The sequence below is a fragment of the Streptomyces sp. NPDC042346 genome, assembly GCF_055581845.1.
This window is the reverse complement of record NZ_JBVJEH010000003.1, coordinates 677,903-704,532: the sequence shown is the minus strand read 5'-3', so window position 1 is coordinate 704,532 and position 26,630 is coordinate 677,903. Positions and strand designations below refer to the sequence as shown.

Genomic DNA, 26,630 nt, shown 5'->3' with positions numbered 1-26,630 from the left:
GGAGGGGGAACCCATGCGTGTCCTGTTCACCGCGCGGCACTCCGTCTCGCACCTGCTCGCGATGACGGCCGCCGCGCAGGCCTGCGCGGCCGCGGGCCACGAGGTCCGCACGGCCGGGCCGCCCGGCGCCCCGCTCTCCGCCGCGCTGCGCGGCACGTCGCCGCCCGGCCCCGGCTGGCACCCCGACCTGGTGGTGTCGGCGGAGGACGGCGACGCGACGGCCGGGGTGCTCCCCGGTGCGCGGGTCGTACGGTGGACGCCGCTCGACCACCGGAGCGCCGACGGGCCGGCGCCGGTCCGCATCGACCCCTGCCCGCCCGGGCTGCGCGACGGCGCCGACGCGGGTGCCGGGTCGGACGCGCTTTCCGTACGTCAACCCACCTGCCACGCCGGGCAGTTGCCGTACGCGCTGCGCGATCCGCACCATCTGCTGCGGGTGTGTCTGCGCCCCGGCCCGCCCGGTTCCCCGCGGAGCTGGTCGCCCGAGCGGCTGCAGCTCGTCGCCCGGGCCGCGCTCGGCCTGGACGTCGAGCTGATCGTCCTGGTGCCCGCCGCCGAGCGGGCCCGCATGGGCGGCACGCTCGGGCCCCAGGTCCGGTTCGCGGAACCGGAGTTGCTCGGCCCGGTCCTGGCCACCTGCGTGGCCGTCGCCCATGAGGGCGGCCCCGACGTGACCCTGGAGGCCGCCGCCCACGGCGTCACGCAACTGGTGATCTCCGACGCCCGTCCGGCGGGCGACCGGCTGGACCGGATCGGCGCCGGGCGGCGGCTCGTCGCCGCCGAGGAGCCCGGGGAGACCGGGAGTCCGCTGCGGCTGCGCCGCCATCTCGCCGACCTCCTCTACGGGGGCCGGGCCCTGGCGACCGCCCAGCGGCTGCGCTCCGCGATCGCCGCCCTGCCCTCGCCCGAGGCCTTCGCCGGCCGCCTTGAGGACCTCGCCGCCCTGCCGGACAGGCCCTAGAAGGCGTCCGGCCCCACCCCGTACACCTGCCGTCCGGCCGGGCCCCGTACACCTGGGCCCAGGTCCGCCTCACCCACCGTCCGTCCGCCCGAGGGGCCCGCCCCTCCCCCGCAGGAGGCCACCGCCATGAGCGCATCGACCCCGTTCCCGCTTCCGCCGCACCCGGCGGACTCCACCGCCACGCCGGTCCGCCCCCTGCGGATCCTGAACGGCAACCCCACGCCGGAGGAGGTCGCCGCCGTGACCGCCGCCCTGCTCGCGACGCTGCACCGCGAGCCGCCCCGCCCGCAGAGCACCGGGTCCGACCGCGCGGCGCGCTGGAGCAGGTCGCACACCTCGCAGGCGGCGGGCTCCTGGCGCTCGGTGCCCCGAGGCCGCTGACGGATCGGGCGACCGGTCTTCCAGAGCGACCGGCCCCACATACGCGGACGCGCCGGACGGGATGCCCTCACATCCCGTCCGGCGCGTCCGGCTCGAACGGCTCATACGGCGCGTACGGCTCGACTCCTACGGCCCCGGCGGCGGCAGCGACCGCCCCTCGCCGACCGCCAGCGGCCACAGGTCCGCCGGGTCGCGGCCGGTCTCCCGCCAGGCGGCGCGGGCCCGTTCGAGCGGGTCGAGCAGCGGCTCGCCCGACAGCGCGAACGTGCCCCAGTGCATCGTCGCCATCCTGGCTGCGCCGGCGTCGAGGCAGCCGCGCACGGCCTCCTCCGGGCTGACGTGCGCGTGGGAGAGGAGCTCGCGCGGTTCGTACGCGCCGATCGGCATCAGCGCCAGGTCGATGCCGGGGAAGGCCTCCCCGATCTGCCCGAAGTGCGGCCCGTACGCCGTGTCCCCGGCGAAGTAGACGCGGTGTCCTGGGCCGGACAGCACCCACCCCGACCAGAGCGTGCGGCACAGGTCGAAGGGGCCTCGACGGCTCCAGTGGCGGGCCGGGACGCAGCCGAACCGGACGCCGCCGAGCTCCGCCTCCTCCCACCAGTCCAGCTCGGTGACCTCGCCGAACCCGCGATTCCTGAACCACCGTCCGAGCCCGGCGGGCACGAACACCGGTGTCGTCCGCGGCAGCCGGCCGATCGTGGCGGCGTCGAGGTGGTCGTAGTGGCTGTGGCTGATCACGACGGCGTCGACCGGCCCGACCGCGTCCCACTCCACTCCCGGCGGGGTGAGCCTGCTGCCCGCCCCGAGGATGGCGTCCGACCACACGGGGTCGGTGAGCACGGTGAGCCCGCCGATCCGTACGACGTAGGTGGCGTGCCCCACCCAGGTGGCCGACGTCGTGTCCGGCGCGGAGCCGAACCCGGCGTGCCGCTCGGGGTGTACGGGGATGAGCGCGGCCTGCGACTTGTCCGGCCGGAGCTTCCCCGCGACGACGGCGGCCAGCATGTCCCGGGGGCTCGGCAGCGGATCGGCGAGCCGGTGCCGGTACCCGTCGGCGCGGTCGCGGGTCGCCCCGAGCGGCCGCCGCACGATCTCGGGCCGGACCTCGGTCATCCGGAGACCGCCGCCTCTGCGGGGCGGGTGCCGAGTGCGCGCAGGGCCGCCTTGTCCAGCTTGCCGTTGGGCAGGCGCGGCAGGGCGCCGACGCGGACCACGCGGTGCACCCGGTCGGTCTCGGGGCCGTCCTCGGCGGCGAGTCGCTCCTCCCACGTGTCCTCGGCCCCGTCCCGTACCGCCACGAACGCCGTGGTCAGCAGCGGCCCGTCGGTGCCCGGTCCGGGGAGGCCGAGCACCGCGCACTCCCGGACGGCGGGGTGCGCCGCGAGGCGGCGCTCCACCCGGCCGGGCGAGACGAGGGCGCCCGCGTGGTGGTAGAGGTCGACGACCCGGTCGAGGACGTACAGGTCGCCCTCGGGCGAGAGCCGGCCCGCGTCGCCCGTGGCGAACCAGCCGTCCGGCCCGGCGGCCGGGGCCACCGCGAGCCGCCCCTCGGCGTCCGGCGAGACGTAGCCGAGCGCGACGTGCGGGCCGGAGATCTCGATCTCGCCGAGACCGCCGTCCGTGACCGGCTCCCGGGTCGTCAGGTCGACGATCCGGGTCGCGGCCTCCGGCAGGGCGGGGCCGACCGAGCCCTCGGGAGCGCCCGCGGCACCGGCGGAGTGGGCGAGGCCCGCCGTCTCCGTCAGCCCGTACCCCTGGACGAGGGGCGCGCCGAAGGACGCGCTCAGCCGGTCGGCGGTGGCGGGCGGCAGCGGGAGCCCGCCCGTGCCGACGAGCCGGACGTCCGGCAGGGCCAGGGCCGCCGGCTCGGGGTGCTCGGCGAGGCCGGCCAGTTGGAACGGCAGGGCGTAGAAGTGGGTGGCGCGCCGCTCCCGGGCCAGCCGGACCGCGCCGGCCGGGTCCGGGCCCGCCGCGAGGAGCTGGGTGGCACCGGCGGTGACGGCGGCGTTGAGGTGCATCGGGTGATAGAGCGGCAGCGCGTTGAGGACGACGGCGTCCGCGCCGACGCCGTGCGCCGCGCCGATCTGCCGGGCGCCGGTGAGCAGGTTGCGGTGGGTGAGGGCGACGCTCTTGGGCCGACCGGTGCTGCCGCTGGTGAACATGATCGCGGCGATGTCGTCGGGTGTGGTCGGGGCGCTTTCGTACGCCGGCACGTCGCTCCCCGGCGCGTCGCTCTCCGCCGCGTCGTTCTCCGCCGCCTCTTCCGCTCCCGGCAGCTCCTCGAAGGTCACCACGGCCCGCAGCGACGGCACCGCCGCCAGCGCCGGGCCGACCTTGGCCCGTACGTCCGCCGCGAGCACCACGGCCGCCGCCCCGACGGAGCCGAGCAGCCCCTGCCAGACGGGCGGCGGGAGGAAGGGGTTGACGGGCGCGACGATGTGACCGGCGCGGGCCACCGCGTAGTAGACGGCGGGGAAGTCGGCTCCGAGGACCGAGGACACCGCGACGACCTCGCGCCGCCCGGTGCCGAGCAGGGCGACGAGCCGGGCGGCGATCGCGTCGACGCGCGCGTCGAGCTCCGCGTACGTCAGGGCGGTGCCGGCGGCCTCCACGGCGACGTGCCGCCCGGACCGGCGTGCGGCCTCGCGCGGCAGCTCGCCCAGCAGGACCGGCGCCCCCTCCGAGAACCCAAGACGCTGTACGACCACGACGACTCCCCCATTTCCCTTCACCCGGCAGATCCCGGAAGCCTCTCCAGCCGTCCTTGAGCGGGCGTCGAGCGGTGGTGAACAAGGGCCGCCCGAGCGCCCGCCGAGCCGCCGGGGCCAGCCTGCACCCCCACGCCCCGCGCACCCGGCGCGCCGCGCCCGGCGCCCAGCACTCGGCGCCCGACGCCCGACGCCCGACGCCCGACGCCCGACGCCCCGACCGAGGAGCCTTCGTGTCCGCTACCGCCGCCGCCCGCCGCCAGTCCCTCCTGGACTTCTACGCCCGCCAGATGCACGCCGCCGACGGCGACGACGTCGACGCGTACGCGGGCACGTTCACCGACGACACCGTCTTCCGGAGCAACGCGCTGCCCGGCCCGGTCCAGGGCCGGGAGAAGATCCGCGCGGCGACCCGCAGGCTGGGCGAGGCGCGCCGCGCCGACGGGGTCGTACGGCGGCACCTGCTGACCTCCCTGGCCGTGACCGAGCTTGCGGACGGCGCGCTGGCCACCCGCGCGTACGTGCTCCTGGTGGAGACGGCCCGGGAGGGCGCCCCGCAGGCGTACCTGAGCACCGTCATGGAGGACGAGGTGGTCGCGGCGGACGGCGGGTGGCAGGTGCGCCGGCGCGACGTGCTCCGCGACGACCTCCCGCCGCTGGGGGATGTCGCCGCGGCCTGACGGCGGAAGCGGGAACGGCAAGAGAAACGGGGCGGAACCCTTACTCCAGGGTTCCGCCCCGCTCCGCGTCCCGCGTCTCCGGTCACTCGGGGACGTGCGCCACCGCCCGGGTCCAGCCCGCCCCGGCCCGGGCGATCTTGACGGGGAAGCAGGTGACGGTGAAGCCGAACGGGCGGGGCAGGCTCTCCAGGCCGGCGAGCCGCTCGATCTGGCAGTACTCGACCTCCCGGCCGGCGAAGTGCGCGGGCCACAGCACGTCGCGGTCGCCGGTCTCCTGGAACGTCTTGATGATGTGCCCGAAGGGGGCGTCCAGGCTGAAGGCGTCGGTGCCGATGACGCGGATGCCCAGGTCGAGCAGGTAGCGCACGGCCGAGCCGTCGAGTCCGGTGAAGTCGGTGAAGTAGCTCTGGGTGCCGACGCGGGCGGCGGCGCCGGTGTCGAGCAGCACGATGTCCAGCGGCTGCGGCTCGTACCCGATGTCGGCCACGGCCTTCCGCAGCCGGTCGGCGCCGACCGTGCCGGTGCCCGCGTCCCGCAGGTCGAGGACGAAGGCCGGGCGGTGGAACCAGTCGAGCGGCATCTGGTCGATGGTGCGGGGCACCCCGTAGGTGCCGCGCGACCCGTAGTGGGCGGGGGCGTCGACGTGGGTGCCGGTGTGCGCGGTGAGGGTGAGGAAGTCGTTGGTGAGGAACTCCCCGTCGGGCAGCACCGAGGTGTCGAAGTCGATGCCGAACACCCGCTTCATGCCCTCGGCCATGTGCCGGGCGCCCTCCTCGGCGGACATGATCGTGTGGGTCACGGTGTCCGGCTCCCAGAACTCGCCGTCCACCGGCGAGGAGAGATCGATCAGAGGCATGGGCATGCTCCTTGGCAGTGGGCGGGCGGAGGCCGGGCGGCGGAGGCCGCCGAATCCCGCGATCAGGGCTCGGGCGGCCGCTCGCCATCGTCGGACGGCGTCCTCGTACGCCCCTGGAGGGACTGTGAACCGGCCGCTCTTCAGCAGCGGCCGAGCCCTCTTCGAGGCGCCCCGGCGACCGTGGTGGCGGGGCACGGGCCGACCGCGTCCGCCGACCGCCCCACCACCGGAGGGAACACCATGCCGACCGTCCAGTCCGACGCCCCCGCCACCGGAGCGCAGACCGAACTCCGCCACGAGGTCGAGGAGTTCTACGCCCGGCACTTCCAGGCCGGGGACGGGGGCGACGCGGTCGCCTGGGCCGAGGGCTTCGCCGTGAACGGCTCCTTCAGCTCCAACGCCCGCCCCGAGCCGGTGGTCTCGCGCGCCGTCATCCTGCCCGCCGTCACCGCGATGTTCGCGGCCCGTACGGCGGAGGGCGTGCAGCACCGGCACATGCTGACCCAGCTGACCGCCGAGCCGCGCGAGGACGGCACCGTGCTCACCCGCTCGTACGTCCTCGTGACCTCGACGGCCCGCGAGGGCGGTCCCACCCTGCTGGCCAGCACCCTCGTCACCGACGTCCTGAACCGCGAGGACGGCGCGCTGCGCATCCTCAGCCGGCACGTCGACCGCGACGACCTGCCGCCGACGTCCGCGCTCTGATTCGCCGGCCGCACCGCGCGCTCACCCGCACACCCACCCGACTCCGTGCCCCGGTCCCATCCCCCGTGACCGGGGCACGGTCATGCCCGCGAAGGCGCACGGCGGACGGCGAAAAGGGGCGGGGCCCGGCCACCTTCCGGTGGTCGGGCCCCGCCCCTCTACCGCCCCGTTCAGGCGGCGACCGCCACGGCCTCCGCGCCGTTGACCAGGTCGAGCAGGAGCGCCGGCGTCTCCGCCTCGGCCACGACGTCGTCGGGGAGGGCCACTCCGAAGTCGCGCTCGATCCGGCCGGTCGCCTGGAGCAGGGCCAGCGAGTCGTAACCGAGCTCCACGAAGGGGGTGTCGAGGATGTCGCCCCCGAGGTCCACGCCCTCCTCCTCGCCCGCGCTCTCGCGGAGGATCTGCAACAGGGTGTCAAGCGTCAGCCGGGCCATGGTGGAAGTCCCTTCCCTACAGGCTCTGTTGAGCCACTTGATAAGCTTTTTGATTTCCTACAAGGAGATTCTCGGCCGTCTTCCTCGACGACCGATCGAGCGGATCTGAACACTCCGCATCTCCCTCCTGCCGGGTGTCGCGCACCGCGAGACCCACGAGGTGGGTGCCGCCCAGCGGCTGGGTCGTGAACCGCCAGGCCGGGTCGGCCACGGGCGTCCCGTCGAACCGCAGCAATTCCGCCTCTCCCCCGTCCGCCTTGCCTCCGTCCGCCCCCTCTCCCCCGTCCGGCCGGAAGCCGAAGGACGTGAAGGGGAGCAGCCGCCCCTGGGCCAGGGCCTTGGTGTACGCCTCCTTGAGCACCCAGAGCCGCAGCAGCCGGGCGTCGCGCTCCGCCTCCGGCAGCCGGGCGAGCGCGTCCCGTTCGGAGGGTGCGCACATCCGGGGCTCCAGGCCCGTGTCGTACAGCCGGCGGCCCGCGTCCTCCACGTCGACGCCGACGCCTCCGACGACGGTGACCGCGACGCACAGCAGGTCGCCGGTGTGGCTGAGGCTGAGCGCGACCCCGGGCCTGCCGCGTACGAGGGGGCGGCCGGTGAGTCCGTAGGCGAGTTCGAGGCCGTCCGGTGCCGTCCGCAGGGCCTGCGCCGCCGTGTACTTGAGCAGCAGCCGGCCGGCGGCGAACCGCTCGGCGTCGGCGCCGTGCCGGGCCTCGTACCGTGCCCGGTCGTCGCCGAGCAGCGCCCGCAGCCGCGCGGGGTCGGTCAGGCCGGGGTGCCACGGCGCCACCCGGGACCACGCGACGGCGGTGCCGCAGCGCGCCAGGTCCCGGGCGACCGGCGCCCACGGCCCGCGGGGCCCCGGTACGTGCCGGGGTACGGGCGCGGCGGCGAGCCCTGGTGCCGGGCTCATCCCGCGAGCACCCGGTCGTCGAGGTCGTAGCTGCGGGCCTCGGCGGCCCGGCGCAGGACCTCCTCGCAGAGGCCGGCCTCGACCCCGGGCGGGAGCGGCGGGGCGGACCTGCCGAGGCGGCGCAGGATCCGGTGGAGGGCGACGGCGAGCCAGCCGGGGTCTGCGGCGCGGGTGTCCGGGGGGCTCTCCCGCCAGACGCCGAAGCCGGCGGCGGCGGCGAGCAGCAGGGCGTACCTGTCGGTGAGCGGGAACACCCGGGACGGGTAGGGGCCCGCGCCGAACCTGCCGAGGCCGGCGCAGGCCTCCTGGAGACGGACGGTCTCGGCGGCGAGCAGCCGGAGCTGGGCCCGGAGCGAGCGGAGTACGGGATCGTCGCCGGCGAGCCGGTGCTCGCCGGGCGCCTCGGCGAGGAGGGCGCAGAGCCCGTCCCGGCCGTCGGCGGCGGTGAACACGGCGGGGTCCAGGGGCGGCAGCACGGGCCCCGGGCGGAAGAGCGCGGCGGGCGGGGGCGCTTCGCCGGTCCAGCGACCGCTGCCGATCCATCCCAGGTGCTGGGCCATGACGGTCTGGCAGACAACGTTGCCGACGTGGCCGAAAGTGACCGTGGGGAAGTCCCGTACGTGCTTCTGGAGGATGGCGTAGGCGCCGTCCCGTGCGTGGAAGGCGCCGCCCAGGATCACGGAGAGGGCGTTGAGGTTCTCCTCGACCCCCGCCGGGACCAGGTACTTGGCGGCGGCGGCCAGCACCGGGGAGCCGCCCGGCAGCAGGTGGAGGGCGCGGGCGGCCGTGCGGGCCAGGGCGTCGGCGAGCAGGAGGTCGGCGAAGGCGCCCGCGACGGCGGTCCGCGCGTACGAGACCTGCGGCAGCGGACGGCTGAAGGGCCGCTGCTCCGTCGCGTAGAGGGCGGCGGTGCGCAGGGCGGTGTCGGAGACCCCGATGACCATGGACGGGACGGCCGCGTGGATGAGCGGGAAGACGGAGAGGCTGTGGCGCACGCCGCCGCCCCAGCTGCCGAGCAGCGCGGTGCGGGGCAGCGGGCGCTCGGTGAACTCCAGGCTGCCGACGCGCAGTCCGCGCATCCCGGCGGCCGGGCGGGTCTCGCCGCGGCGCACCCGCGGGCCGGTGAGGGCGGCCGCGTCGAGCAGGAAGAGCGAATGCCCGCGTCCGGTGTCGTCGCCCTCGTCGGTACGGGCGAAGGCGACGACCAGCCGGGCGTCCTGGGCGTTGTGGACGGCGCGCTTGCGGCCGTCGAGCCGGTAGCCGTCGGCGGTGCGCCGGGCGTGCAGTTCGTCGCTGACGAAGTCGTTGCCGTGGGCGAACCGGTGGTACGCGATGGTGGCGCGGCCCCCGTCGAGCAGGGCCTCGGCGGTCCTGGCCCGCTGGGCGTCGTCGCCGAAGGCCCAGACCGCGGTGGCGGCCATGAAGGAGGTGAGCGCGCTGCCGACGCCCAGTGCGGCGTCGCGGCGGAACAGGGCGCGCAGGACGGGCCCGAGCTCGTCGGTGCCGTGCAGCCGGCCTCCGAGGGAGGCCGGCACGAACTCGGCATTCAGACCGAGGCGGTCGTAGAGCGCGACGCCCGCCGGGGGCAGGACGCGCTCCTCGTCGGCGGCGAGCACCGCGGCCCAGCCGACCGGGTTGGCCGGGTCGCGGGGATCGCCGAGCGCGGCCTCGACGGCGTCGATCCGCACGCCGACCGGGACCGCCGGCCCGGTCCCGCCCAGCGTGCTCATGGGGTCACGCCCGGGCGGCCTCGGCGTACGCCTTGGCGTGCCGAAGCGTGGTGGAGCTGTTCGTGCCGAGGGCGTGGCGCACGAGGGACCGGGCCTCGGCGAGCGTCGCGCTCTCGCCGAGGGCCTGCCGGACACCGGCCGGGTCCAGGGTCACGGTGTGCCAGGAGGTGGCCGTGACCTCGTCGCCGTGCTGGACGATGGTCCAGCGCCCGGTGTGGCCGGCCATGACCGGCGGCACCTTCAGCTGCTTGTAGACGAGCAGGCCCCGCTCGGGGAAGCTCACGCGGACGGACCGGGTGTTGTGGAGGGAGCCGTCGGGGCTGCGGGTGTCCATGTCGAGGACCTGGATGCCGCCGTCCTCCTCGGTGAAGCGGGTGGCGGCGACGTGCGGCAGCCGGTCGGGCCACTGGTCGGCGCGGTCGAGGAACGCGTACACGTCGCGGGCGGAGCCCTGGATCCGCTCGCTGTCGCTGAAGGTGAAGGTCAGCTCCTCCCCCTCGCCGCCCGCGGCGGCCTGCTCGGCGGTGTCCCGCAGGGCGGCCAGCTCCTTCACGCTGTTGGTCTCGACGGCCCTGGCCACCCACTCGGCGGCCTCGGGGTCGTCGTCGACGACGGCGTAGTCGTGCAGCAGGACCACCCGGCAGCCGCCGGCCCGGTCCTCCTCCACGCGCCATTCGCCGCCCATCGTGGCCACCGGCGCCGAGGAGACGACCTGGCGGAAGACGATCGTGCGCGCGGTGCGGTCCAGGGTGCGCCGCGAGGCCCAGGAGCGGACCTCGCCGTTGGCGAAGGCCCAGATGCGCAGGTCCTGGTCGGTGCCGTCGTCCTGGGTGACCTCGGCGTACACGGTGGGGCCGAAGACCTGGGGCCACCGGGTCACGTCCGCCACCAGGGCGAAGACCTCCTCGGGCGGGGCTGCGACGACGGTCTCGTGCCGGGTGACGTGGACGGTCGGGGCGGTCGGGGCGGTGGTGGTCAAGGCGGACTTCCTTCCGGGGGCGAGGGCCGGCGCCACCGCAGGGGGCGGCGCCGGGAGAGGGTGCGGGCGGCCGGGGCCGCCGCGTGCGGGTCAGTAGTTGCCCAGGCCGCCGCAGACGTTGAGGGCCTGCGCGGTGATCGACGCGGCGGTGTCGGAGGCGAGGTAGCCGACGAGGCCCGCGACCTCTTCCGGGGTGGAGTAGCGGCCGAGCGGGATCTTCGCCTGGAACTTCTCCAGGACCTGCTCCTCGGTGGTGCCCCAGTGGTCGGCGTACCCCTGGCGCACCCGGCCCGCCATGGGCGTCTCGACGTAGCCGGGGCAGACCGCGTTGACGGTGATGCCGGCGCGGGCCTGGGCGAGCTCCAGGCCGAGGGCCTTGGAGAAGCCGACGACGCCGTGCTTGGAGGCGGAGTACGGGGCGGCGAGGACGACGCCCTGCTTGCCGCCGGTGGAGGCGATGCTGATGATCCGGCCCGCCTTGCGCTCCAGCATGCCGCCGGTGGTGAGCGCCTCGCGGGTCAGGCGGAAGACGGCGTTGAGATTGGTCTCGATGACGTCCTCCCACAGCTCGTCGGAGAGTTCGGCGGTGATGCCGCCGCCGCCCCGGCCCGCGTTGTTGACGAGGACGTGCAGGGGGCCGAAGCGGTCGACGGCGGCCCGGACGACGTCCTTGGCGTCCTGCTTGGAGGTGACGTCGGCGCGGATGCCGTCGGCCTCGTGGCCGGCGCTCCGCAGCTTGTCGACGACGGCGCGGACGTCGTCCTCGTTGCGGGAGCAGACGAAGACGGCGTGCCCCTGCTCGGCGAGGAGTTCGGCACAGGCGAGACCGATTCCGCTGGTGCCGCCGGTGATGAGGGCTACGCGGCGCCCGCTGTTGCTGTCCATCTCTGGTCCTCTCGCTCTCGCGTGGAAGGGGTGGTGGGGTCGACGGGGACTACGGGGGCCACGGGGGCTCCGGGATCGGCGAGGCCGTCCGTGGGGGCGCGGTGCCCGAGCCGATGCCCGTGCTCCCGCAACTTCCGTGCCACGGCCGCCAGTTGCTTGATGTCGAGCGGGGCTCCCGCCCGTACCGGGGAGAGGGGTACGACGGCCGATCCGTTCCGCGTGACGGCGGGGTGGCGGCGGGCGAGCATGGAGAGCCCCTGCCCCGGGCCCGCCTCGACGAGGAGGAAGGGGCCGCCGCCGACGGGCCCTTCGCCGTCGAGGAGGTGGCTGAGCGCCGGTCCGAAGAGCACGGTCCTGGCCGGCTGCATCGCCCAGAACCCCGGGTCGCTCAGCTGTGGTTCGGCCAGGGCTCGCGTGGTGTATCCGGAGACGACGACGGTCCGCGGCGCCTTGTAGGCGATCCGCTCGTACGCGGGCCGGGTGCTCGCGCAGGCCGCCTCGACGGAGGGGCTGTGGAAGCCGGTGGTGGCCTTGGCCCGCATCCAGGTCAGCTTGCCCGCGTCGAGGGCGTCGGTGACGGCGGACAGGTGGGGCTCGGGTCCGGCGATCATCACCTGGGAGGGCGCGTTGACGGCGCCGACGACGACCTGCGAGGTGAGCCAGGGCGTGAGCAGCGCCGGGCTCGCGGCCACGGCGGCCATGCCGCCGCGCGGGGCGGTGGCGAGCGCCCGTACGCGGGCGTCGAGCGCGGCCACCGCGTCGGGCAGGTTCATGATCCCGGCGAGGACGGCGGCCGCGTACTCGCCGGCGCTGTGCCCGACGAGCGCGACGGGCCGGACGCCCCAGGAGGCGAGGAGGGTGCCGTAGGCGACGTCGAGGGCGAAGAGGAGGGGCTGGGCGCGGGTGACGTCGTCGATGTCGACGAGCGGCCGCTCGGCCAGCCAGTCGTCCCGCACCCGCCGCCCCTCGGCCCCGAGCAGCCCGAGGACCTCGTCGACGACCCGGGTGAAGACCCCTTCGGTGCCGTAGAGGCCGTGGGCCATGCCGGGGTGCTGGGACCCCTGCCCCGGCAGCATGAGGATGACGGGGGTGGGCGCCGGCGCACCGGCCGGGATGGGCGCCGCCGCGTCCACCGAGGTCGACGCCGCCGCACCCACCGAGGTGGGCGCCGCGCCGTTCACCGGTTGCTCCCGCTCCCGCGCAGGACGACGGCGCTGTTGAAGCCGCCGTGGCCGCGGGCGACGACCAGGGCCGTGCGGAGCCGGGCCTCGCGGGCGGCGCCGGTGACCAGGTCGAGGCCGTACGCGGGGTCGGCGGCGTCGACGTACGGGGTCGGCGGGATCACGCCGTCGCGCAGGGCGAGCAGCGCGGTCGCCGTGTCGAGGGAGCCGCCGCCGGCGAAGAGCCGGCCGGTGCCGGCCTTCGGCGCGGTGACGGGCACGCCGCGGGCGCCGAAGACGGCGACGAGCGCGTCGGCCTCGGCCCGGTCCCGGTCGGGCACGCCGGCCGCGTCGGCGAAGACGACGTCCACGTCGGCGGGGGCGGCCCCGGCCTCGGCGAGGGCCGCGCGGATCGCCCGCTCCAGGCCGGGGGGCCGTCCGGAGCCGGGCTTCGGGTCGAGGGTGGCCGCGTATCCGGCGATCTCCCCGTACACCTGGTGGGCACCGCGGGCGCGGGCCGCCTCGGCCTCCTCGACGACGAGGAGCGCCCCGCCCTCGCCGGGCACGTAGCCGGACGCCTCGGCGGAGAACGGCAGGTAGGCGCGCTCGGGGTCGTCGACGCGGCTCAGCTCGCCGGTGGCGATCTGGGCGACCCAGCCCCACGGGCAGAGCGCCCCGTCGACGCCGCCGGAGACGACGAGGCCGGTGCCGCGGCGCAGCTGGCGCCGGGCGTGGCCGAGGGCGTCGATGCCGCTGGCCTGGTCGGTGACGAGGACGCCGCTGGGGCCGCGCAGGCCGTGCCGGATGGATATCTGGCCGGTGTTGACGGCGTAGAACCAGGCGAAGGACTGGTAGGCGGAGACGTACTCCTTGCCCTTGCTCCACAGGTTCTGGAGCTCGCGGTGGCCGAACTCGACGCCGCCGCCGGAGGCGCCGGTGATGACGCCCATGCCGTACTCGTCGAGCGCGGCGGTGTCGACGGCCGCGTCGGCGAGCGCCTCGTCGGCGGCCTTCAGGGCGAGCCGCGTCATGTGGTCGGTCTGCGGGATGAGCCTGCTGGGCAGGTGCTCGGCGGCGTCGAAGCCGTCGACCTCGCCGGCGATCCGCGTGGGGTACTGCGTGGCGTCGAAGCGGGTGAGGGGGCCGAGACCGCCCTGCCCGTCGAGCGCGGCCTTCCAATAGGCCTCGACGCCCAGGCCGTTGGGCGCGGTGACGCCGATGCCGGTCACTACCGCGGTCACGGGTTCCTCCTGTCGGGGTCGGCGAGGACCATCGCGGTCTGGAAGCCGCCGAAGCCGCTGCCGACGCTCAGGACGACGTCGGTGCGGTGGTCGCGCGCGGTCAGCGGCACGTAGTCCAGGTCGCAGTCGGGGTCGGGGTTGTGGAGGTTGGCGGTGGGCGGGACCACGTTGTGCTCGATGGCGAGCGCGCAGGCCGCGATCTCCAGGGCGCCGATCGCGCCGAGCGAGTGCCCGATCATCGACTTGATGGAGCTGACGGGTACGTCGTAGGCGTGGGCGCCGAGGCTCCGCTTGAAGGCGGCGGTCTCGTGGCGGTCGTTCATCTTGGTGCTGGAGCCGTGCGCGTTGACGTAGTCCACGGCGTCCGGGGAGATCCGGGCCTCGCCGAGGGCGCGGTCGATGGCCTCGGCCATCTCCCGTCCGTCGGGCTTGAGTCCGGTCATGTGGTACGCGTTGCAGCGCGAGGCGTAGCCCGCGATCTCGGCGTAGATGTGGGCGTTCCGGCGCCGGGCGCTCTCCAGCTCCTCCAGGACGAGGACGGCGGCGCCCTCGCCGAGCACGAGGCCGTTGCGGGTGAGGTCGAAGGGCCGGGAGGCGGCGTTCGGCTCGTCGTTGCGCGGGGTGGTGGCGTGAATGGCGTCGAAGCAGGCGGAGGTGATCGGGGAGATCGGGGCCTCCGTCGCTCCGGCGATCATCACGTCGGCGCTGCCCTCGCGGATGAGTTCGGCGGCGTGCCCGAGGGCGTCGAGGCCGGAGGTGCAGCCGGTGGAGACGACGGCGGAGGGGCCTTCGGCGCCGGCCTGCCAGGCGAGTTCGGCCACCATGGAGCTGGGCACGAAGTGGCGGTAGAGGTCGGCGACCGCGTACTCGTGGTCGACCTCCCACTTGCGTCCGCCGTCGCTGACGACGACGTACTCGCGCTCCAGGCTGGTGGTGCAGCCGACGGCGTTGCCGAGGGTGGAGCCGATCCGGCCGGGGTCGTGGGCGGAGAGGTCGAGCCCGCTGTCGGCGAGGGCCTCCCGGGCGCTGACGACGGCGAACTGGGCGGCCCGGTCGAGGCGCCGGATCTCCTGGGGGCTGAGCCCCGCGGCGCGCGGGTCGAAGTCGACCTCGGCGGCGAGCCGGGAGCGGAACGGCGAGGCGTCGAAGTGGGTGATGGTCCGGGTGGCGGAGCGGCCCGCGGTCAGCAGCTCCCAGTAGGCCTTGACGCCCACGCCGCCCGGGGCGACGGCCCCGATGCCGGTGATGACGACTCTGCGGGTCACGGGCGCACCCCCGCTCGGCTGCGGAGCGCCTCGGCGGCGGCTCCTCGCACGACTCGTACGACTCGGGTCACTTCTGTGGTCCTTCCACGTGGGTGGATATGAGCGGGGCGGCGGGAACGGGAGGGGCGGCGGGCGGCACCGACGGGACGACGGCACCACCGGAGGCGACGGCGCCACCGGGTACGGCGGCACCACCGGGAAGGGCGGCACCACCGGAGACGGCGACGGCACCACCGGGAACGGCGGCGTCACCGGGAACAGGCACCGGCGGCGGCACCGGCGGGGTGTCGAGGACGCGGACGACGGCACAGGACCAGGTGAATCCGGCCCCGATGCCGGCGAGCAGGCAGAGCTCGCCGGGCCGGAGTCCGCCGGTGGCGGCGAGGTGGGCGAGGGCCGCGAACTGGTCGGCGGCGCCCAGGTGGCCCACCGTGCGGCCCCAGTCGAAGACGGTGCGCTCCTCGGGGATGCCGTAGGGCTGGAAGAAGGCGGCGTCGAGGCGGCGCCATCCCAGGTTCGGCAGGACGAAGCGGTCGATCCGGTCCAGGGTCACGTCGGCCTCGGCGAGCGCCCTCTTGAGGGCGGCGCGCTGGCCGGCGGCGACGCGGGCGACGGTGAACGACATGCCCGCCCCGCCGACGTAGGCCCGCTTGTGGCGTTCCATGTCGACGACGGGGTGCCGGACGAACGGCGCCGTACCGAACGGGTCGTCGCCCCGGTGCATGCCCTCCAGGTCGGAGTCGGCGACGGTGGCGAGGCTGAGCAGCCGGGCGAACCCGGCGCGCCGGGAGAGTACGAGCGCGGCCCCGGCGTCGCCGTAGAGGGTGCCCGGGTCGGAGCGCCACCGGTCGAAGGCCGGTTCGCAGAACCGGTCTCCGGCCGTGAGCAGCGCCGCCGACCTGCTGTCGCCGCCGAGGAGGTATCCGGCGGCGAGGTCGAGCGCGGCCATGCCGCCGTTGGACATCTGCCGCACTTCCAGGGCGGGCCCGTCGCCGCACGGCACCTCGCGCTGGATGTACGAGGCGGGCGGCCACAGGTCGTGGCCCTGGTAGTGCACGGTGGCGTGGAGCAGCAGGTCGATGTCCGCGGGGCCGAGCCCGGCGTGGGCCATGGCCTGGCGGCCGGCCGCGGCGGCGAGCACCGGTCCGGGTTCGGACGCGGACACCGCGACGCTGTCCATCCGCATCTGCCGGGCGGTGCGCTCGTCGATCCGCCCTTCGGCGACGGCGTCGCGCACCCGGCGGGTTGCCGGGACGCGGCTGCCGACCCCGGCGATGAAGATGTCGCGTTCGTACCTCAACTGGGTCCCTCCACAGGGATGGTCGGGCTGTGTACGGGGGCGGAAGGTCAGCCCCGCGCGCCCACCGGCTCCTTGACGGGGCGCTCGGCACCGGCGCCGGAGGCCTTGACCTCGCTCACGCCCTGCTCACCGGAGCCGGCCACCTCCTTGCGTCCGTCGAGCCACAGCGACCAGACGGCCGCGGCGGCGACGGCGCCGGCACCGATCCAGAGGGCGGTGACCATGCCGTCGACGAAGGTGTGGGCGTCGGTGTAGCCGCCGTAGGAGGCGAAGACCGCGGCGAGCGCGGCCACACCGAAGACGCCGCCGAGCTCCCTGATGGTGTTGTTGACGCCGGAGGCGATGCCCTCGTCCTCGCGGCGTACCGCGCCGAGCGCCAGGTTGGCGGCGGGGCCGAAGTAGAGCCCCATGCCGAGCCCGTTGAGCACGAAGGCGGGGAGCAGCGTCAGGAACCCGGAGGTCTCGGTGACGGTGGCGGCGATGAGCGCGAGGCCGGCGGCCTGGAGCACCATGCCGGCGATCACGATCGGCCGGCCGCCGATCTTGTCGGAGAGGACGCCGCCGATGGGCGCGGCGATGAGCGTCATGCCGGTCCAGGCGAGCAGCCGGACACCGGCGCCGAGCGGCGAGGCGCCCTGCACGGTCTGCACGTACTGGGTGACCAGGAAGATCGAACCGAACATGCCGAAGTACATGAGGAGCGAGACGCCGTTGATGGCGTTGAAGCCGCGGTTGCGGAAGAGGGAGAGCGGCATCATCGGGTGCGTGGTCCGGCTCTCCCACACGAGGAAGGCCACGAGCGAGAGGACGCCGACGGCGAAGCTCCCGAGGACCCGAAGGCTGGTCCAGCCGGCCGCGTTGCCCTCGACGAGACCGAAGACGAGACCGAGGATGCCGACGCTGGCGAGGACGGTGCCGGCCAGGTCGAGCGGCTTGCGCTCGCCGTGGCTCTCGGCGAGCCAGCTGGGCGCGAGGGCCAGCAGGGCGATGCCGATCGGCACGTTGATCCAGAAGATCCACTGCCAGGTCAGGTAGTTGATGACCACGCCGCCGACGACGGGCCCGAGCGCGACGGCGAGTCCGCCGACCGCGCCCCAGATGCCGAGCGCGGCTCCGCGCTTCTCCGGCGGGTACGCGGCCGAGAGCAGCGTCAGCGTGAGCGGCAGGACGATCGCGGCGCCGACGCCCTGCACACCGCGCCCGGCGATGAGCATCCCCATGCCGGGGGCGAGCGCGGACATCACGGAGCCGACGGTGAAGACGGCGATGCCGAGGGTGAAGAGCCGCTTGCGCCCGAACCGGTCGGCGACGACCGCGGCGGACAGCAGGAGCACGGCGAAGACCAGGGTGAACGAGTTGACCGTCCACTCCAGGGCGCTGAGGCTGGCGTGGAGGCTGTCCCGGAGCTCGGGAAGCGCGGTGGTGACGACCAGGTTGTCCAGGGACACCATGAACACGGCCACCGCGGCGACGGCGGCGGTCCGTCCCGGATGGCCGTGTGTCACCCCGGAACCTGTGGGCGGTACGTCGATGGAGGCCATCGTGGGAACCCTCTCCTTCTTCACAACGTCGACTGCTGCCGTGAAGAAAGGTCACCCCGGGCGATAGCGCACCACTGGAGCACTTCTGAAGCGGCCCGGTGGCCGGATTCAGCAGGAAACGACACCACCCCCCGGAGTGCACGAGAGCCGCCCCTCCGGTCCCCCGGGGTGGGGAATCAGAGGGGCGGCTCCGGTACGAGTCCCGACGACGTTCCGGGGCTCAGCCGGCGAACCCCGGGACCACCAGGCCGGATTCGTACGCGATCACCACCGCGTGGGTCCGGTTCTGTGCACCGAGCTTGGTCAGCACGTTCCCGACGTGCGTCTTCACCGTCTCCAGGCTCACCGTGAGCGACTCCGCGATCTCCGGGTTGGACAGGCCGGTGGCCATCAGCCGCAGCACCTCCTCCTCCCGCCCCGTCAGCGCCGCCCTCGGCAGGGCCTCGGCGGAGTGCAGCGGTCGGGGTGCGACCATCCGGCGCAGGGTCGCCGGGAAGAGGATCGCCTCCCCCGCCGCCACCACCCGCACCGCCTCCGCGATCTGCCGGACCGGAAGCCGCTTCAGCACGAACCCGCTGGCGCCCGCGCTGAGCGCGGCGGTGACGTGGTCGTCGTTCTCGAAAGTGGTGATCACCACGACCTTCGGCGGTTCGGCCGACCCGGCGAGGAGGTGCCGGGTGGCCTCGATCCCGTTGCGGCGCGGCATCCGTACGTCCATCAGGACCACGTCCGGACGCAGCCGCCGTGCCTGTTCGACCGCCTCGACGCCGTCGGCGGCCTCGCCGACCACCGCGAGCCCCGGCTGTGCCGCGAGCAAGGTGCGCAGACCGCTGCGGGTCACCTCGTCGTCGTCCGCGATCAGGAGGGTGACGGGTGTGCTGCCGGTGCCGGTCATGGCGACAACCGTACGGGGAGCCGGACGGCCAACCGCCAGTGCCGCGGCCCGTCCGGGCCCGCGTCGATCTCGCCGTGCAGCAGTCGCACGCGCTCGGCGAGGCCGGGCAGGCCGTGCCCGGACGTGGGGAAGGCGCCCGGCCCCGTGCTCGTACGCGGCCCGTCCCCGGTCCGGTTGACCACACCGAGCTCCAGCCGGTCCGGCGCGGCCGCCACGCGGACCTCGATCGGACCGCCCGCTCCGTGCCGCATCGCGTTCGTCAGCCCCTCCTGAAGGATCCGGTAGGCCGCGCGGGAGAGCGTCCCCCGCACCTGCGCCGGGTCCCCCGACAGCTCCAGCTCCACCACCGCGCCCGTGTGCCGCAACCGGTCGAGCAGCTCGGGCAGATCGGCCAGGGTGCGGGTCGGCGCCGTCTCGGCCTCTCGTTCGCGCAGGACGCCGAGGACGTAGTCCAGGTCCTCCAGCGCGGCCCGGGACGACTCCTCGATGCTGCGCAGGGCGGCCCGCGCCGCCACCGGGTCGGCGGAGAGCGCCTCGCCCGCCACCGCCGCCTGGATCGTGGTCGTCGTGAGCGTGTGCCCGATCGAGTCGTGCAGTTCGTGGGCCAGTCGGTTGCGTTCGGCCAGCCGCAGTTCCCGCTCGGCCGCCAGCGCGAGCCGCTCGGCCGAGGACGGCCCGAGCAGCCGGGGCGCCGACCAGCGCAGGGCCTTCGTCACCACCACGCACACGCTCGCCGCGAGCAGCAGGCAGCCGAGCGCGACCGCCCAGCTCTGCCAGCCGCCCTCCACACGTACCGTCCGGCCGAACAGGCTCAGCCCCACCTCGGCGTCGAGCCAACCCCCCGGAAGGGTCAGGCCCGCGAAGAGCAGCACGCCGCTCGCCAGTGCTCCCGTCCATCCGAGCGCCACGTGCAGCAGCAGCCAGAGAGGAGTCCGCCAGCGGTCGACGCGGGACGGCACGGCGGCAGCGGCAGCCGTCCCGTCGCCGGGCCGGCTCGTGGGCGTACGTACGGCGACGGGATCGGGCAACGACACCCTCAGCAGCCGGCGGGCGGACACGACCAGCACCCGCCGCGTGGTGCGCGCGAGACCGACCAGGCCGATCAGTGCCGCCCAGCCGAGCAGGACCACGACGATCTGCACGCCCTCGGGAGCCGAGCGCCACGCCAGCGCCGGCAGCAGCGCGAAGGAGAGAAGGGGAAGGCTCGCCAGGACGGCGCCGTAGGCGAACAGCGCACCCGAGTACGTGGAGCGGCGCAGCAGCGGCCGAAGTCCCTTGATCATGATCGGCCAGTATCCACGGGCGGCTCACGCGCGGCCTCCCCCGATCGGGGGAGCACGCTCTCCCGCTTTCCCGCGATGTGCGCCGGAGCCCCGGAATCCATGATCGTGCCCTGCCCGGTCGACGGGCGGCTCAGCCGACAGCACCCCACGATTCCCCTGGAGTTGACTCATGCGTGAGCAGACCTGGCACGGGCCCCGTACCTCCACGACGCGGCGCCGCGGAGTGCTGGCGGCCGCGGCCGCGGTGGCCGTCGCCGTCATGACCACGGGCGCCCTGGCTCCGGCCACGGCATCCGCCGCCCGGCCGGACACCGTCCAGCAGGGCCTGAACGAACTGGTGCGCGACGGCCGACCCGCCGCGCTGGCGACCGTCCAGGGCCCTGACGGCCGCACCCGTACCTACACCGCGGGCGTCGGCGACCTGGCCACCGGTGCGAAGGTGCCGAGGGACGGCCAGGTGCGGATGGGCAGCAACACCAAGACGTTCGTCGCGGTCGTCGTGCTGCAACTGGTCGGCGAGGGGAAGATCGCCCTCGACGCCTCCGTCGACACCTACCTCCCGGGCCTCGTACGCGGGAAGGGCAACGACGGCCGCCGCATCACCGTCCGTCAGCTCCTGCAGCACACCAGCGGGCTTCCCGAGTACGGGGACCGGATCAGCGACGACGAGATCGCGTACCGGTACTTCGAGCCTCGCGACCTCGTCGACATCGCCCTCAAGCACAAGGCCGAGTTCCGGCCCGGGACGAAGTGGAGCTACAGCAACACGAACTACGTCCTGGCCGGCCTCATCGTCCAGAAGGTCACCGGCCGCCCCCTCGCCGAGGAGATCGACCGGCGCGTCGTCCAGCACATCGGGCTGCGCCACACCTACTTCCCCGCCCCCGGCGACAGGACCATCAGGGAACCCCACCCGAAGGGCTACCGCGTGATGCCGGCGGGCGAGCCGCTGCGCGAGTACACCGAGATCGACCCGTCGGCAGGCTGGGCGGCGGGCCAGATGATCTCCACCAACTCCGACCTCAACCGCTTCTTCACCGCGCTCCTCGACGGCGACCTCCTCCCGGCCGCCCAGCTCGCCCAGATGCGCACCACCGTCCCGGTCGGCGACACCGGCGCCCACTACGGCCTGGGCCTCATGAGCAGGAAACTGTCGTGCGGCGGCGTCTACTGGGGCCACGGCGGCGACATCGTGGGATACGAGACCCGAGGTGGAGCGACCGACGACGGCTACGCCGCGAACATCGCGGTGACGAGCATCCCGGCCGACATCTCGGGCACGAGGCGCGTCGAAACCGTCGTGGACACGGCCCTCTGCCGCCGCTGACGCCGCCTCGCGCCGGGGATCGGCTCGCCGGCGGCCGACACACGAGAAGGGCCCCTGACCAGGCATCAACCTGATCAGGGGCCCTCCCCACGTGGGCCGACAGACGAGTCGGGCTGTACGCCGGGGATAGTCACCGCAACGCTATGAACTGCACAAGCGTGCAGGGGTGGTGCTTCCGTGGCTACGTCGATGGCTACGTAACAGGAGGCCCCCGCCCGGATCGGCCCGGACGGGGACGTCGTCGCTCCCGAGATCAGACGGTCCTCTCGATGCGTTCGAAGATGTCCGCGTCCGTCTCCCGCTGCCAGACCGGCAGGTCGGACCAGTCGGCAACATATCCGGGCTTCGGGTCTTCGAAGTGCCTGAACATCTGGGCGGTCCAGCAGATCGCGACAAATCGGCCCTTCTGCTCGCGGGTGAGCCGGGCCGCGTGCCCGCCGCTGACCTCGATGAAGTCGCGCACCTGCCCGTACACGGCGGTGGCGGCTTCGCGCTCCCACGCGGGCGTCTCGTCCCACGGCGTGACGTAGCCGGGCTTCGGCTCGCCGGGATAGTGCTTGTTCACACCGTCGATCCACGCCTCGCGGAAGATCCGGCCGTCATTCATGCGCGTGTCCCTCTCGTCATGCGGTGCGCGGAAGCGCCGCGATTCGGTGATCAAGAGTCGAGACTCGGTCATCGGACATGAGCGGGGCAAGACGCCCCCGAAGCCCGTCCAGCTTCTTGCCGACGAATCCCGAATTCGACCGGTCGGCCAGTCCGAGTGCTTGCTCCGCGTAGTGCACGACCTGGTCGATGTCCCGCCTGTGCGCCCCGAGCACGGCGAGGTCGCTCAGAACAGCAGCGCGGCGACGCAGGGACAGAGGCTGGGCAAGGGCTGCGGTGAGCGCTTCCTCGGCGAGATCAGGTCGGCCCAGTTGGAGGTAGCAGGCCCCTCTCTCCTCTGCCAGGCGGGAGCCGTCGAAGCGGAGCCAGCCGCCGTTGTGGGAGTGAGCGCCTTCGAGGGCGTGCACTTTCTCAGCTTCGTCCAGAGCCCGGTTGCACGCGTCAAGATCGCCCACGGCCGCATACGCCTGCGCCTGGACGGCCGCGACCCAGTGACGGGTGGACAGAGTGTCGTCGCCCCTTCGGGCGATGCGGAAAGCTGCCGCGAGCAGGGGTTGGGCAGCGTGCGCGCGGCGCGCGTACAGCTCGACGTACGCGTGGCGGGTCATGGCACAGGCCCACAGGTCGTGGTCGCCACCGGCGTAGGCCGCGTTGGCGGCCAATGTGTAGCACTGCGCGGCGTCGGTGTACCGGTTGGCGTCGAAGAACAGCTCGCCGACGAGCTGGTAGAGGTCGGCCGTCATCCGACACAGTCGGGACCGATCCACAGCAGTACGGGTCTCGGTCAGTCCCTTCGCCATCACATGGAGCTGTGCGCGCACCGCAGGGAAGACGACCTGCTTGGCATCCGATAGCGCGTAGACCTGCCAGAGGCTGCGATGCAGGGCGTCCCCCGTCTCCAAGAGCGTCGATGCTGCCCGCCCTCGGGCGGCCTCACCGGAATCGGGAAGAGCGACCAGCGCACCCGTAACGGCGAGCAGACCCAGGACTTCGCGGCGCTTCATGTCGTCATCATCACCATGGAGGAGGGGTCGAGCAGCGGAGAGCCCGGCTGTTTCGGCTGGCTGTTCGTCGGAGAGAAGGGCTCCCAGCTCGGGGAGGTTCACTCCCAACAGCTCTGCGATCTTCGGCCGTTGGTGAGGACGCGGGGTGGCACGACCACTTTCCCAACGGACCACGGTGGACGCGGCCACCGAGAGCGCTTCTGCGAATTCCTCCTGAGAGTACCCCCGGGCCGCGCGCCGTTCCGCAAAGTGCTTACGCCTCGACGTCATAGGTCTCCCCTCACGAGAACCCTTTCACGCACTCATACCCGCCATGCGCCAACGCCTGGAAAACGCCCGGGTATTGCGCGACGTCCGCTCTGGGAGAAGGTAACGGATCGTCGTTCACTGGTCACACGCCACTCGGAGGTCGAAGGACCCTCCGGGTGCCCCCACGGAGAGGAGCGACCGCGTGACAACCTCCGGACTGCCCCGCAGGAACCCTGGCGCCAGTGGCCGTACGTACACGCCGCCGGAGCCCCGGCCGGGTGCGCCGAGCCGGGCTCTGCGGGTACGGGCGGCCGGCGGTTGGGAGAGATTCATGCGCCGCATCGAGGCCCGGCAGGAGCCGGAGGAGTGAACCCGGTCAGTTCCGACGGCTACGAGCACCACCCGCTCCTGGACACGCAAGTCCGTGACATCGCCTCGCGTGGGGAGGGTGTGCTCGTCGCCGTCACACACGAGCTCCACAGCCACGGCACGGTCCGCATCGCGCACATCCGGCCCGCGTCCGGAGTCGAGTGGACGGCAGCAGCCGACAACATCCAGGCCGCTCGCTCCTGAGTCGCGGCCCGCAAATCGCCGTCCGCGCCCCTTGGCGCAGGCGGATTCCCGCACCACACCATTCAAGCCAAGGAGTCTCATGACCGCCTCTGTCGCACTCCCCTCCCCCACGCGGCCGTGGGGTGCGGGTCGACTCGCGCCCTACCCGACGGTCATCCGCCGACCCTACGCCACGGTCGCCATCGACCCCACGACGCAGCTCGGGGTGTTCCGCGACCGCATCGGGCAGGTGGTCGAGATGGGCAAGCACGGCACCAGCTCCGGTACCGAGACCTCCACGACGACGAACTCGGACTCCCGGAACGACCAGGGTCACGATCAGGACAGCACTCAGGACTGATGGCCATGACCGAGGAGAGGCCGGTTCTGGTGGCCACCGAGGCGGACGACATCACCGCCGACATGGTGATCACCGGACTCAACCGGCGCGATGTGCCGGTGGTCCGGTTCAACCCCGCCGACATCGGCGAGGACCTCACGGTCTCGGCTCGGTTCGGCACCTGCCCGGCCCCGGTGATCGGGCAGGTGCGCACCCCGTCGAGAACCGCTGATGTATCCCAGGTCCGGTCGGTGTACTGGCGCCGCCCGGAATGGCACTCGGCGGCACCCTCTACGCCCTGGGCGGCCCGCTCTGGGTCAACCACCCTCTGCGCGTTGCCGCAGCCGACTACAAACCCGCGCAGCTCGTTCTCGCCCAGCAACTCGGCTTCACCATCCCTCCCACCCTTGTCACCAACGACCCGGACGAGGCCCGCGAGTTCGTCCGGGCTCAGAGGCAGACGATCTTCAAGACGCTGCGATGGACCCCCTACACGCGTGACAGCGTGCCGGTGACGGGATGGGCTGCCCCTGTCACCCCCGACGAGATCGACGACAGCGTTCGGGTCGCGCCCCACTTGTTCCAGGCCCGCGTGGACAAGGTCGCCGACGTTCGCGCACTGCTCGTAGGCCGGCATACGTTCGCCGTACGCATCGACTCCGATCTCCTGGACTGGCGCAAGGACTACAGCGCCCTGACCTACACCGTGGAGCACCTACCCGACCGGGTGGACCAGGCGCTGCACGCCTACCTGGACCGAGTGGATCTGGTGTCGGGAAGCTTCGACCTCGCGGTCGACCGGGCGGGGGACTACTGGTGGCTGGAACTGAATCCCAATGGCCAGTGGGGATGGCTGGAGACCGAGACCGGCCTCCCGATGTCCGCCGCCTTCGCCGACCTACTCGCACAAGGAGACCGCCGATGACCGACCCGGCATCCGCGCGACGCCGCATGGCGTCCGTGCTCGCGAACGAAGGCGTCCTGAAGTCCCCCTGGCTGCGTGCAGCCGTCGAGACCGTCTCCCGCGAGCGGTTCCTCCACCCGGGAGTGTTCCTGGACGAGGGGCGGACCTGGCGGCCCGTCACCGCCGCAGGCACGGACCCGGACGAGTGGCTGAAGATCGCGTACAGCATCGACACCCTCACCACCCAGCTCGACGGCCACCTCACCGCCGACCAGGCCGGCGAACCCGTCGTGGGCGTGCCCACCTCCTCCTCGACCGACCCGGCCACCGTCGTCGGCATGATCGAGACCCTGGACCTCACGACGGGCCGCCGAGTCCTGGAGATCGGCACAGGAACCGGCTACTCCTCGGCCCTGATGTGCCACTACCTCGGCGAGGACAACGTCACCACGGTCGAAGTCGATGCACAGGTGGCCGCACGCGCCGATGCGGCTCTCGAAGCCGTCGGCTTCTCGACGTGGACGGTGGCGGGCGACGGCCTCCTCGGCCACCCTTACCGGGCACCGTACGACCGCGTCATCGCCACCTGCGCGGTCCGCCGCATCCCGTACGCCTGGATCAGGCAGACGAGGCCCGGAGGCGTTGTCCTCGGCACGGTCGGCTCGTGGCCATGGGGAACCGGCCTCGCGAAGCTGACCGTCGGCGGTGACGGCACCGCCGAGGGCTCGATCGTCGGGCGCTCCTCCTTCATGCAGGCGCGAGCCCAGGCAGTGGCCCCCGTGGCCGGCGATCTCTCCGCCCGGACCGCGTACACGGACAGCGAGCGACGCACTCAGGTGTCTCCTCTCGTCCTGGAGGAGTGGATACCCGCCTTCCTTGCGCAGTTGGCGGCGCCCGGCGCTCAGTTCGTCCGCGCGACGGGCGGCGACGGCTCGCCCTTGCGGTACCTGTTCGATCCGGAGAGGGAGTCGTTCGCCGAGTTCCTCGTCGACGGCGAGAACTGGACCGTCCGCCAAGGCGGTCCGGTGGCCCTGTGGGACGACGTGGAACGTTCCCTCGTCGCCTGGCAGGACGCCGGGGCGCCGGAGATCGACTCCGTATGCCTCCGCGTGACGCCCGCGTCCCATCGGTACTGGATCGACCAGGCCCCCTCCCTGCGCTGGGAGCACCGGATCACCTGACCCACTACGCTCCGGACATCGACGACGAACCGCTCTCCCAGTCACGGGACGGGGTGAGGCGACGCCCGCGATTCCACGAGAAAAGGCCCCTGACCTGCGATGTCGCAGCTCAGGGGCCTGTGGGGCAGACGAGTCGGGCTGTACGCCGGGTTCTGTGCCCCGGGACCTCGCGGTCGTCGGGGCGACGGCCATCCATCTAGGACCGGCGTTGCCGCCGGCCTCCTGCGGTCTACCCGCGGACTCGGGCGAGCAGCCCTCGAACATCCGCGCAGGGACACCGGGGTGTCCCCTCTTGACCTTGCTCCGAGTGGGGTTTACCTAGCCGCCTGAGTCACCTCAGGCGCTGGTGGTCTCTTACACCACCGTTTCACCCTTACCGAGGGCCGAAGCCCCCGGCGGTCTGTTTTCTGTGGCACTGTCCCGCGGGTCACCCCGGGTGGCCGTTAGCCACCACCCTGCTCTGTGGAGCCCGGACGTTCCTCGGGAAGATCCGAGGATCTCCACGCGGCCGTCCGCCCGGCTCGTCTGCCGTGCCGACCATGCTACCCGCCGT

26 protein-coding genes, 1 other RNA gene and 2 pseudogenes are annotated in these 26,630 nt (G+C 73.7%); 10 read left to right on the top strand and 19 right to left on the bottom strand.

The genetic code is table 11. From position 1 onward, the window contains the following. Positions 1–13 precede the first annotated feature (13 nt). Entirely contained in the window at positions 14–961 is a 948-nt protein-coding gene (locus tag ACZ6K0_RS16920; protein ID WP_376404720.1) for a nucleotide disphospho-sugar-binding domain-containing protein, read from the top strand. A 126-nt stretch (positions 962–1,087) separates the two neighbouring features. Continuing rightward, a complete protein-coding gene (locus tag ACZ6K0_RS16915) occupies positions 1,088–1,342 on the top strand; it encodes an acyl-CoA carboxylase epsilon subunit (protein WP_376404722.1) in 255 nt (84 codons plus the stop codon). A 126-nt stretch (positions 1,343–1,468) separates the two neighbouring features. Here ACZ6K0_RS16915 and ACZ6K0_RS16910 read toward each other — a convergent pair whose 3' ends face one another. Further along, positions 1,469–2,455, bottom strand: coding sequence for an MBL fold metallo-hydrolase (locus ACZ6K0_RS16910; protein WP_469228513.1), 987 nt, complete (start codon positions 2,453–2,455; stop codon positions 1,469–1,471). Next, positions 2,452–4,050, bottom strand: a complete 1,599-nt coding sequence (locus ACZ6K0_RS16905) for a class I adenylate-forming enzyme family protein (protein WP_469228515.1) — start codon at positions 4,048–4,050, stop codon at positions 2,452–2,454. The genes ACZ6K0_RS16910 and ACZ6K0_RS16905 overlap by 4 nt, the downstream gene beginning before the upstream one ends. Positions 4,051–4,283: 233 nt before the next feature. Between ACZ6K0_RS16905 and ACZ6K0_RS16900 the strand changes: the two genes are divergently transcribed. After that, on the top strand, positions 4,284–4,730 hold the full coding sequence (locus ACZ6K0_RS16900) for a nuclear transport factor 2 family protein (protein ID WP_469228516.1): 447 nt from the start codon (positions 4,284–4,286) through the stop codon (positions 4,728–4,730). 82 nt (positions 4,731–4,812) lie between these two features. On the opposite strand, the gene ACZ6K0_RS16895 is transcribed toward ACZ6K0_RS16900, so the two are convergent. Beyond that, positions 4,813–5,586, bottom strand: a complete 774-nt coding sequence (locus tag ACZ6K0_RS16895; protein WP_469228518.1) for a cyclase family protein — start codon at positions 5,584–5,586, stop codon at positions 4,813–4,815. A gap of 240 nt (positions 5,587–5,826) precedes the next feature. On the opposite strand from ACZ6K0_RS16895, the gene ACZ6K0_RS16890 reads away from it, so the two are divergent. Continuing rightward, positions 5,827–6,291: a nuclear transport factor 2 family protein gene (locus ACZ6K0_RS16890; protein ID WP_376404733.1), complete on the top strand. Its 465-nt coding sequence runs from the start codon at positions 5,827–5,829 to the stop codon at positions 6,289–6,291. A gap of 170 nt (positions 6,292–6,461) precedes the next feature. On the opposite strand, the gene ACZ6K0_RS16885 is transcribed toward ACZ6K0_RS16890, so the two are convergent. The 12 genes from ACZ6K0_RS16885 to ACZ6K0_RS16830 form a co-directional block, all read right to left on the bottom strand. Then, positions 6,462–6,725: an acyl carrier protein gene (locus tag ACZ6K0_RS16885; RefSeq protein WP_376404735.1), complete on the bottom strand. Its 264-nt coding sequence runs from the start codon at positions 6,723–6,725 to the stop codon at positions 6,462–6,464. 16 nt (positions 6,726–6,741) lie between these two features. Next, complete coding sequence (locus ACZ6K0_RS16880; RefSeq protein ID WP_469228520.1) at positions 6,742–7,635, bottom strand: 4'-phosphopantetheinyl transferase family protein; 894 nt, start codon at positions 7,633–7,635, stop codon at positions 6,742–6,744. Continuing rightward, on the bottom strand, positions 7,632–9,365 hold the full coding sequence (locus ACZ6K0_RS16875) for an acyl-CoA dehydrogenase family protein (RefSeq protein ID WP_376404739.1): 1,734 nt from the start codon (positions 9,363–9,365) through the stop codon (positions 7,632–7,634). Before ACZ6K0_RS16875 ends, ACZ6K0_RS16880 begins: the two co-directional genes overlap by 4 nt. A 4-nt stretch (positions 9,366–9,369) precedes the next feature. Beyond that, positions 9,370–10,344, bottom strand: a complete 975-nt coding sequence (locus ACZ6K0_RS16870) for an aromatase/cyclase (protein WP_469228522.1) — start codon at positions 10,342–10,344, stop codon at positions 9,370–9,372. Positions 10,345–10,434: 90 nt separating this feature from the next. Then, a complete protein-coding gene (locus tag ACZ6K0_RS16865; RefSeq protein WP_361970487.1) occupies positions 10,435–11,229 on the bottom strand; it encodes an SDR family NAD(P)-dependent oxidoreductase in 795 nt (264 codons plus the stop codon). Further along, the gene (locus tag ACZ6K0_RS16860; protein ID WP_469228524.1) at positions 11,202–12,410 is read right to left on the bottom strand and encodes an acyltransferase domain-containing protein; all 1,209 of its coding nucleotides are present in this window, start codon (positions 12,408–12,410) and stop codon (positions 11,202–11,204) included. The genes ACZ6K0_RS16865 and ACZ6K0_RS16860 overlap by 28 nt, the downstream gene beginning before the upstream one ends. After that, on the bottom strand, positions 12,407–13,630 hold the full coding sequence (locus ACZ6K0_RS16855) for a ketosynthase chain-length factor (RefSeq protein ID WP_469228525.1): 1,224 nt from the start codon (positions 13,628–13,630) through the stop codon (positions 12,407–12,409). Before ACZ6K0_RS16855 ends, ACZ6K0_RS16860 begins: the two co-directional genes overlap by 4 nt. Then, complete coding sequence (locus ACZ6K0_RS16850) at positions 13,627–14,895, bottom strand: beta-ketoacyl-[acyl-carrier-protein] synthase family protein (protein WP_024758999.1); 1,269 nt, start codon at positions 14,893–14,895, stop codon at positions 13,627–13,629. The genes ACZ6K0_RS16855 and ACZ6K0_RS16850 overlap by 4 nt, the downstream gene beginning before the upstream one ends. A gap of 67 nt (positions 14,896–14,962) precedes the next feature. Further along, positions 14,963–16,195: a ketoacyl-ACP synthase III family protein gene (locus ACZ6K0_RS16845; protein ID WP_376404748.1), complete on the bottom strand. Its 1,233-nt coding sequence runs from the start codon at positions 16,193–16,195 to the stop codon at positions 14,963–14,965. Between the two features lie 47 nt (positions 16,196–16,242). Further along, positions 16,243–17,736 carry a DHA2 family efflux MFS transporter permease subunit gene (locus ACZ6K0_RS16840; RefSeq protein ID WP_376404750.1) on the bottom strand — a complete coding sequence of 498 codons (1,494 nt, stop codon included), beginning with the start codon at positions 17,734–17,736 and terminating at the stop codon, positions 16,243–16,245. Between the two features lie 220 nt (positions 17,737–17,956). After that, positions 17,957–18,631 (bottom strand): response regulator, encoded by a 675-nt coding sequence (locus ACZ6K0_RS16835; RefSeq protein WP_376404752.1) that lies wholly within the window; start codon positions 18,629–18,631, stop codon positions 17,957–17,959. Continuing rightward, entirely contained in the window at positions 18,628–19,914 is a 1,287-nt protein-coding gene (locus ACZ6K0_RS16830) for a sensor histidine kinase (protein ID WP_376404754.1), read from the bottom strand. The genes ACZ6K0_RS16835 and ACZ6K0_RS16830 overlap by 4 nt, the downstream gene beginning before the upstream one ends. A 169-nt stretch (positions 19,915–20,083) precedes the next feature. Here ACZ6K0_RS16830 and ACZ6K0_RS16825 point away from each other — a divergent pair, with 169 nt between their 5' ends. Beyond that, positions 20,084–21,241 (top strand): serine hydrolase domain-containing protein, encoded by a 1,158-nt coding sequence (locus ACZ6K0_RS16825; RefSeq protein WP_376404756.1) that lies wholly within the window; start codon positions 20,084–20,086, stop codon positions 21,239–21,241. A 253-nt stretch (positions 21,242–21,494) separates the two neighbouring features. On the opposite strand, the gene ACZ6K0_RS16820 is transcribed toward ACZ6K0_RS16825, so the two are convergent. The 3 genes and pseudogenes from ACZ6K0_RS16820 to ACZ6K0_RS16810 all read right to left on the bottom strand — a co-directional run. After that, positions 21,495–21,848 (bottom strand): hypothetical protein, encoded by a 354-nt coding sequence (locus tag ACZ6K0_RS16820; protein ID WP_453327132.1) that lies wholly within the window; start codon positions 21,846–21,848, stop codon positions 21,495–21,497. A gap of 16 nt (positions 21,849–21,864) precedes the next feature. Next, positions 21,865–22,851 (bottom strand): transcriptional regulator, encoded by a 987-nt coding sequence (locus tag ACZ6K0_RS16815; RefSeq protein WP_469228835.1) that lies wholly within the window; start codon positions 22,849–22,851, stop codon positions 21,865–21,867. Between the two features lie 144 nt (positions 22,852–22,995). Continuing rightward, positions 22,996–23,121: pseudogene (locus ACZ6K0_RS16810) on the bottom strand (helix-turn-helix domain-containing protein); the annotation flags it as partial. A gap of 181 nt (positions 23,122–23,302) precedes the next feature. Between ACZ6K0_RS16810 and ACZ6K0_RS16805 the strand changes: the two are divergent. The 5 genes and pseudogenes from ACZ6K0_RS16805 to tgmC all read left to right on the top strand — a co-directional run bounded on the left by ACZ6K0_RS16805 (position 23,303) and on the right by tgmC (position 26,077). Then, positions 23,303–23,470: a hypothetical protein gene (locus ACZ6K0_RS16805; RefSeq protein ID WP_469228528.1), complete on the top strand. Its 168-nt coding sequence runs from the start codon at positions 23,303–23,305 to the stop codon at positions 23,468–23,470. Then, a complete protein-coding gene (locus ACZ6K0_RS16800) occupies positions 23,467–23,673 on the top strand; it encodes a hypothetical protein (RefSeq protein WP_469228530.1) in 207 nt (68 codons plus the stop codon). The genes ACZ6K0_RS16805 and ACZ6K0_RS16800 overlap by 4 nt, the downstream gene beginning before the upstream one ends. Before the next feature lie 79 nt (positions 23,674–23,752). Then, positions 23,753–24,013, top strand: a complete 261-nt coding sequence (gene tgmA, locus ACZ6K0_RS16795) for a putative ATP-grasp-modified RiPP (RefSeq protein WP_469228531.1) — start codon at positions 23,753–23,755, stop codon at positions 24,011–24,013. Positions 24,014–24,018: 5 nt separating this feature from the next. After that, a pseudogene (locus ACZ6K0_RS16790) lies at positions 24,019–24,917 on the top strand (MvdC/MvdD family ATP grasp protein). Continuing rightward, positions 24,914–26,077, top strand: a complete 1,164-nt coding sequence (gene tgmC / locus ACZ6K0_RS16785; protein WP_469228532.1) for an ATP-grasp peptide maturase system methyltransferase — start codon at positions 24,914–24,916, stop codon at positions 26,075–26,077. Before ACZ6K0_RS16790 ends, tgmC begins: the two are co-directional and overlap by 4 nt. A gap of 125 nt (positions 26,078–26,202) precedes the next feature. Here tgmC and rnpB read toward each other — a convergent pair. Then, an RNA gene (gene rnpB, locus ACZ6K0_RS16780) (RNase P RNA component class A) lies at positions 26,203–26,601 on the bottom strand. Positions 26,602–26,630: the final 29 nt, after the last annotated feature.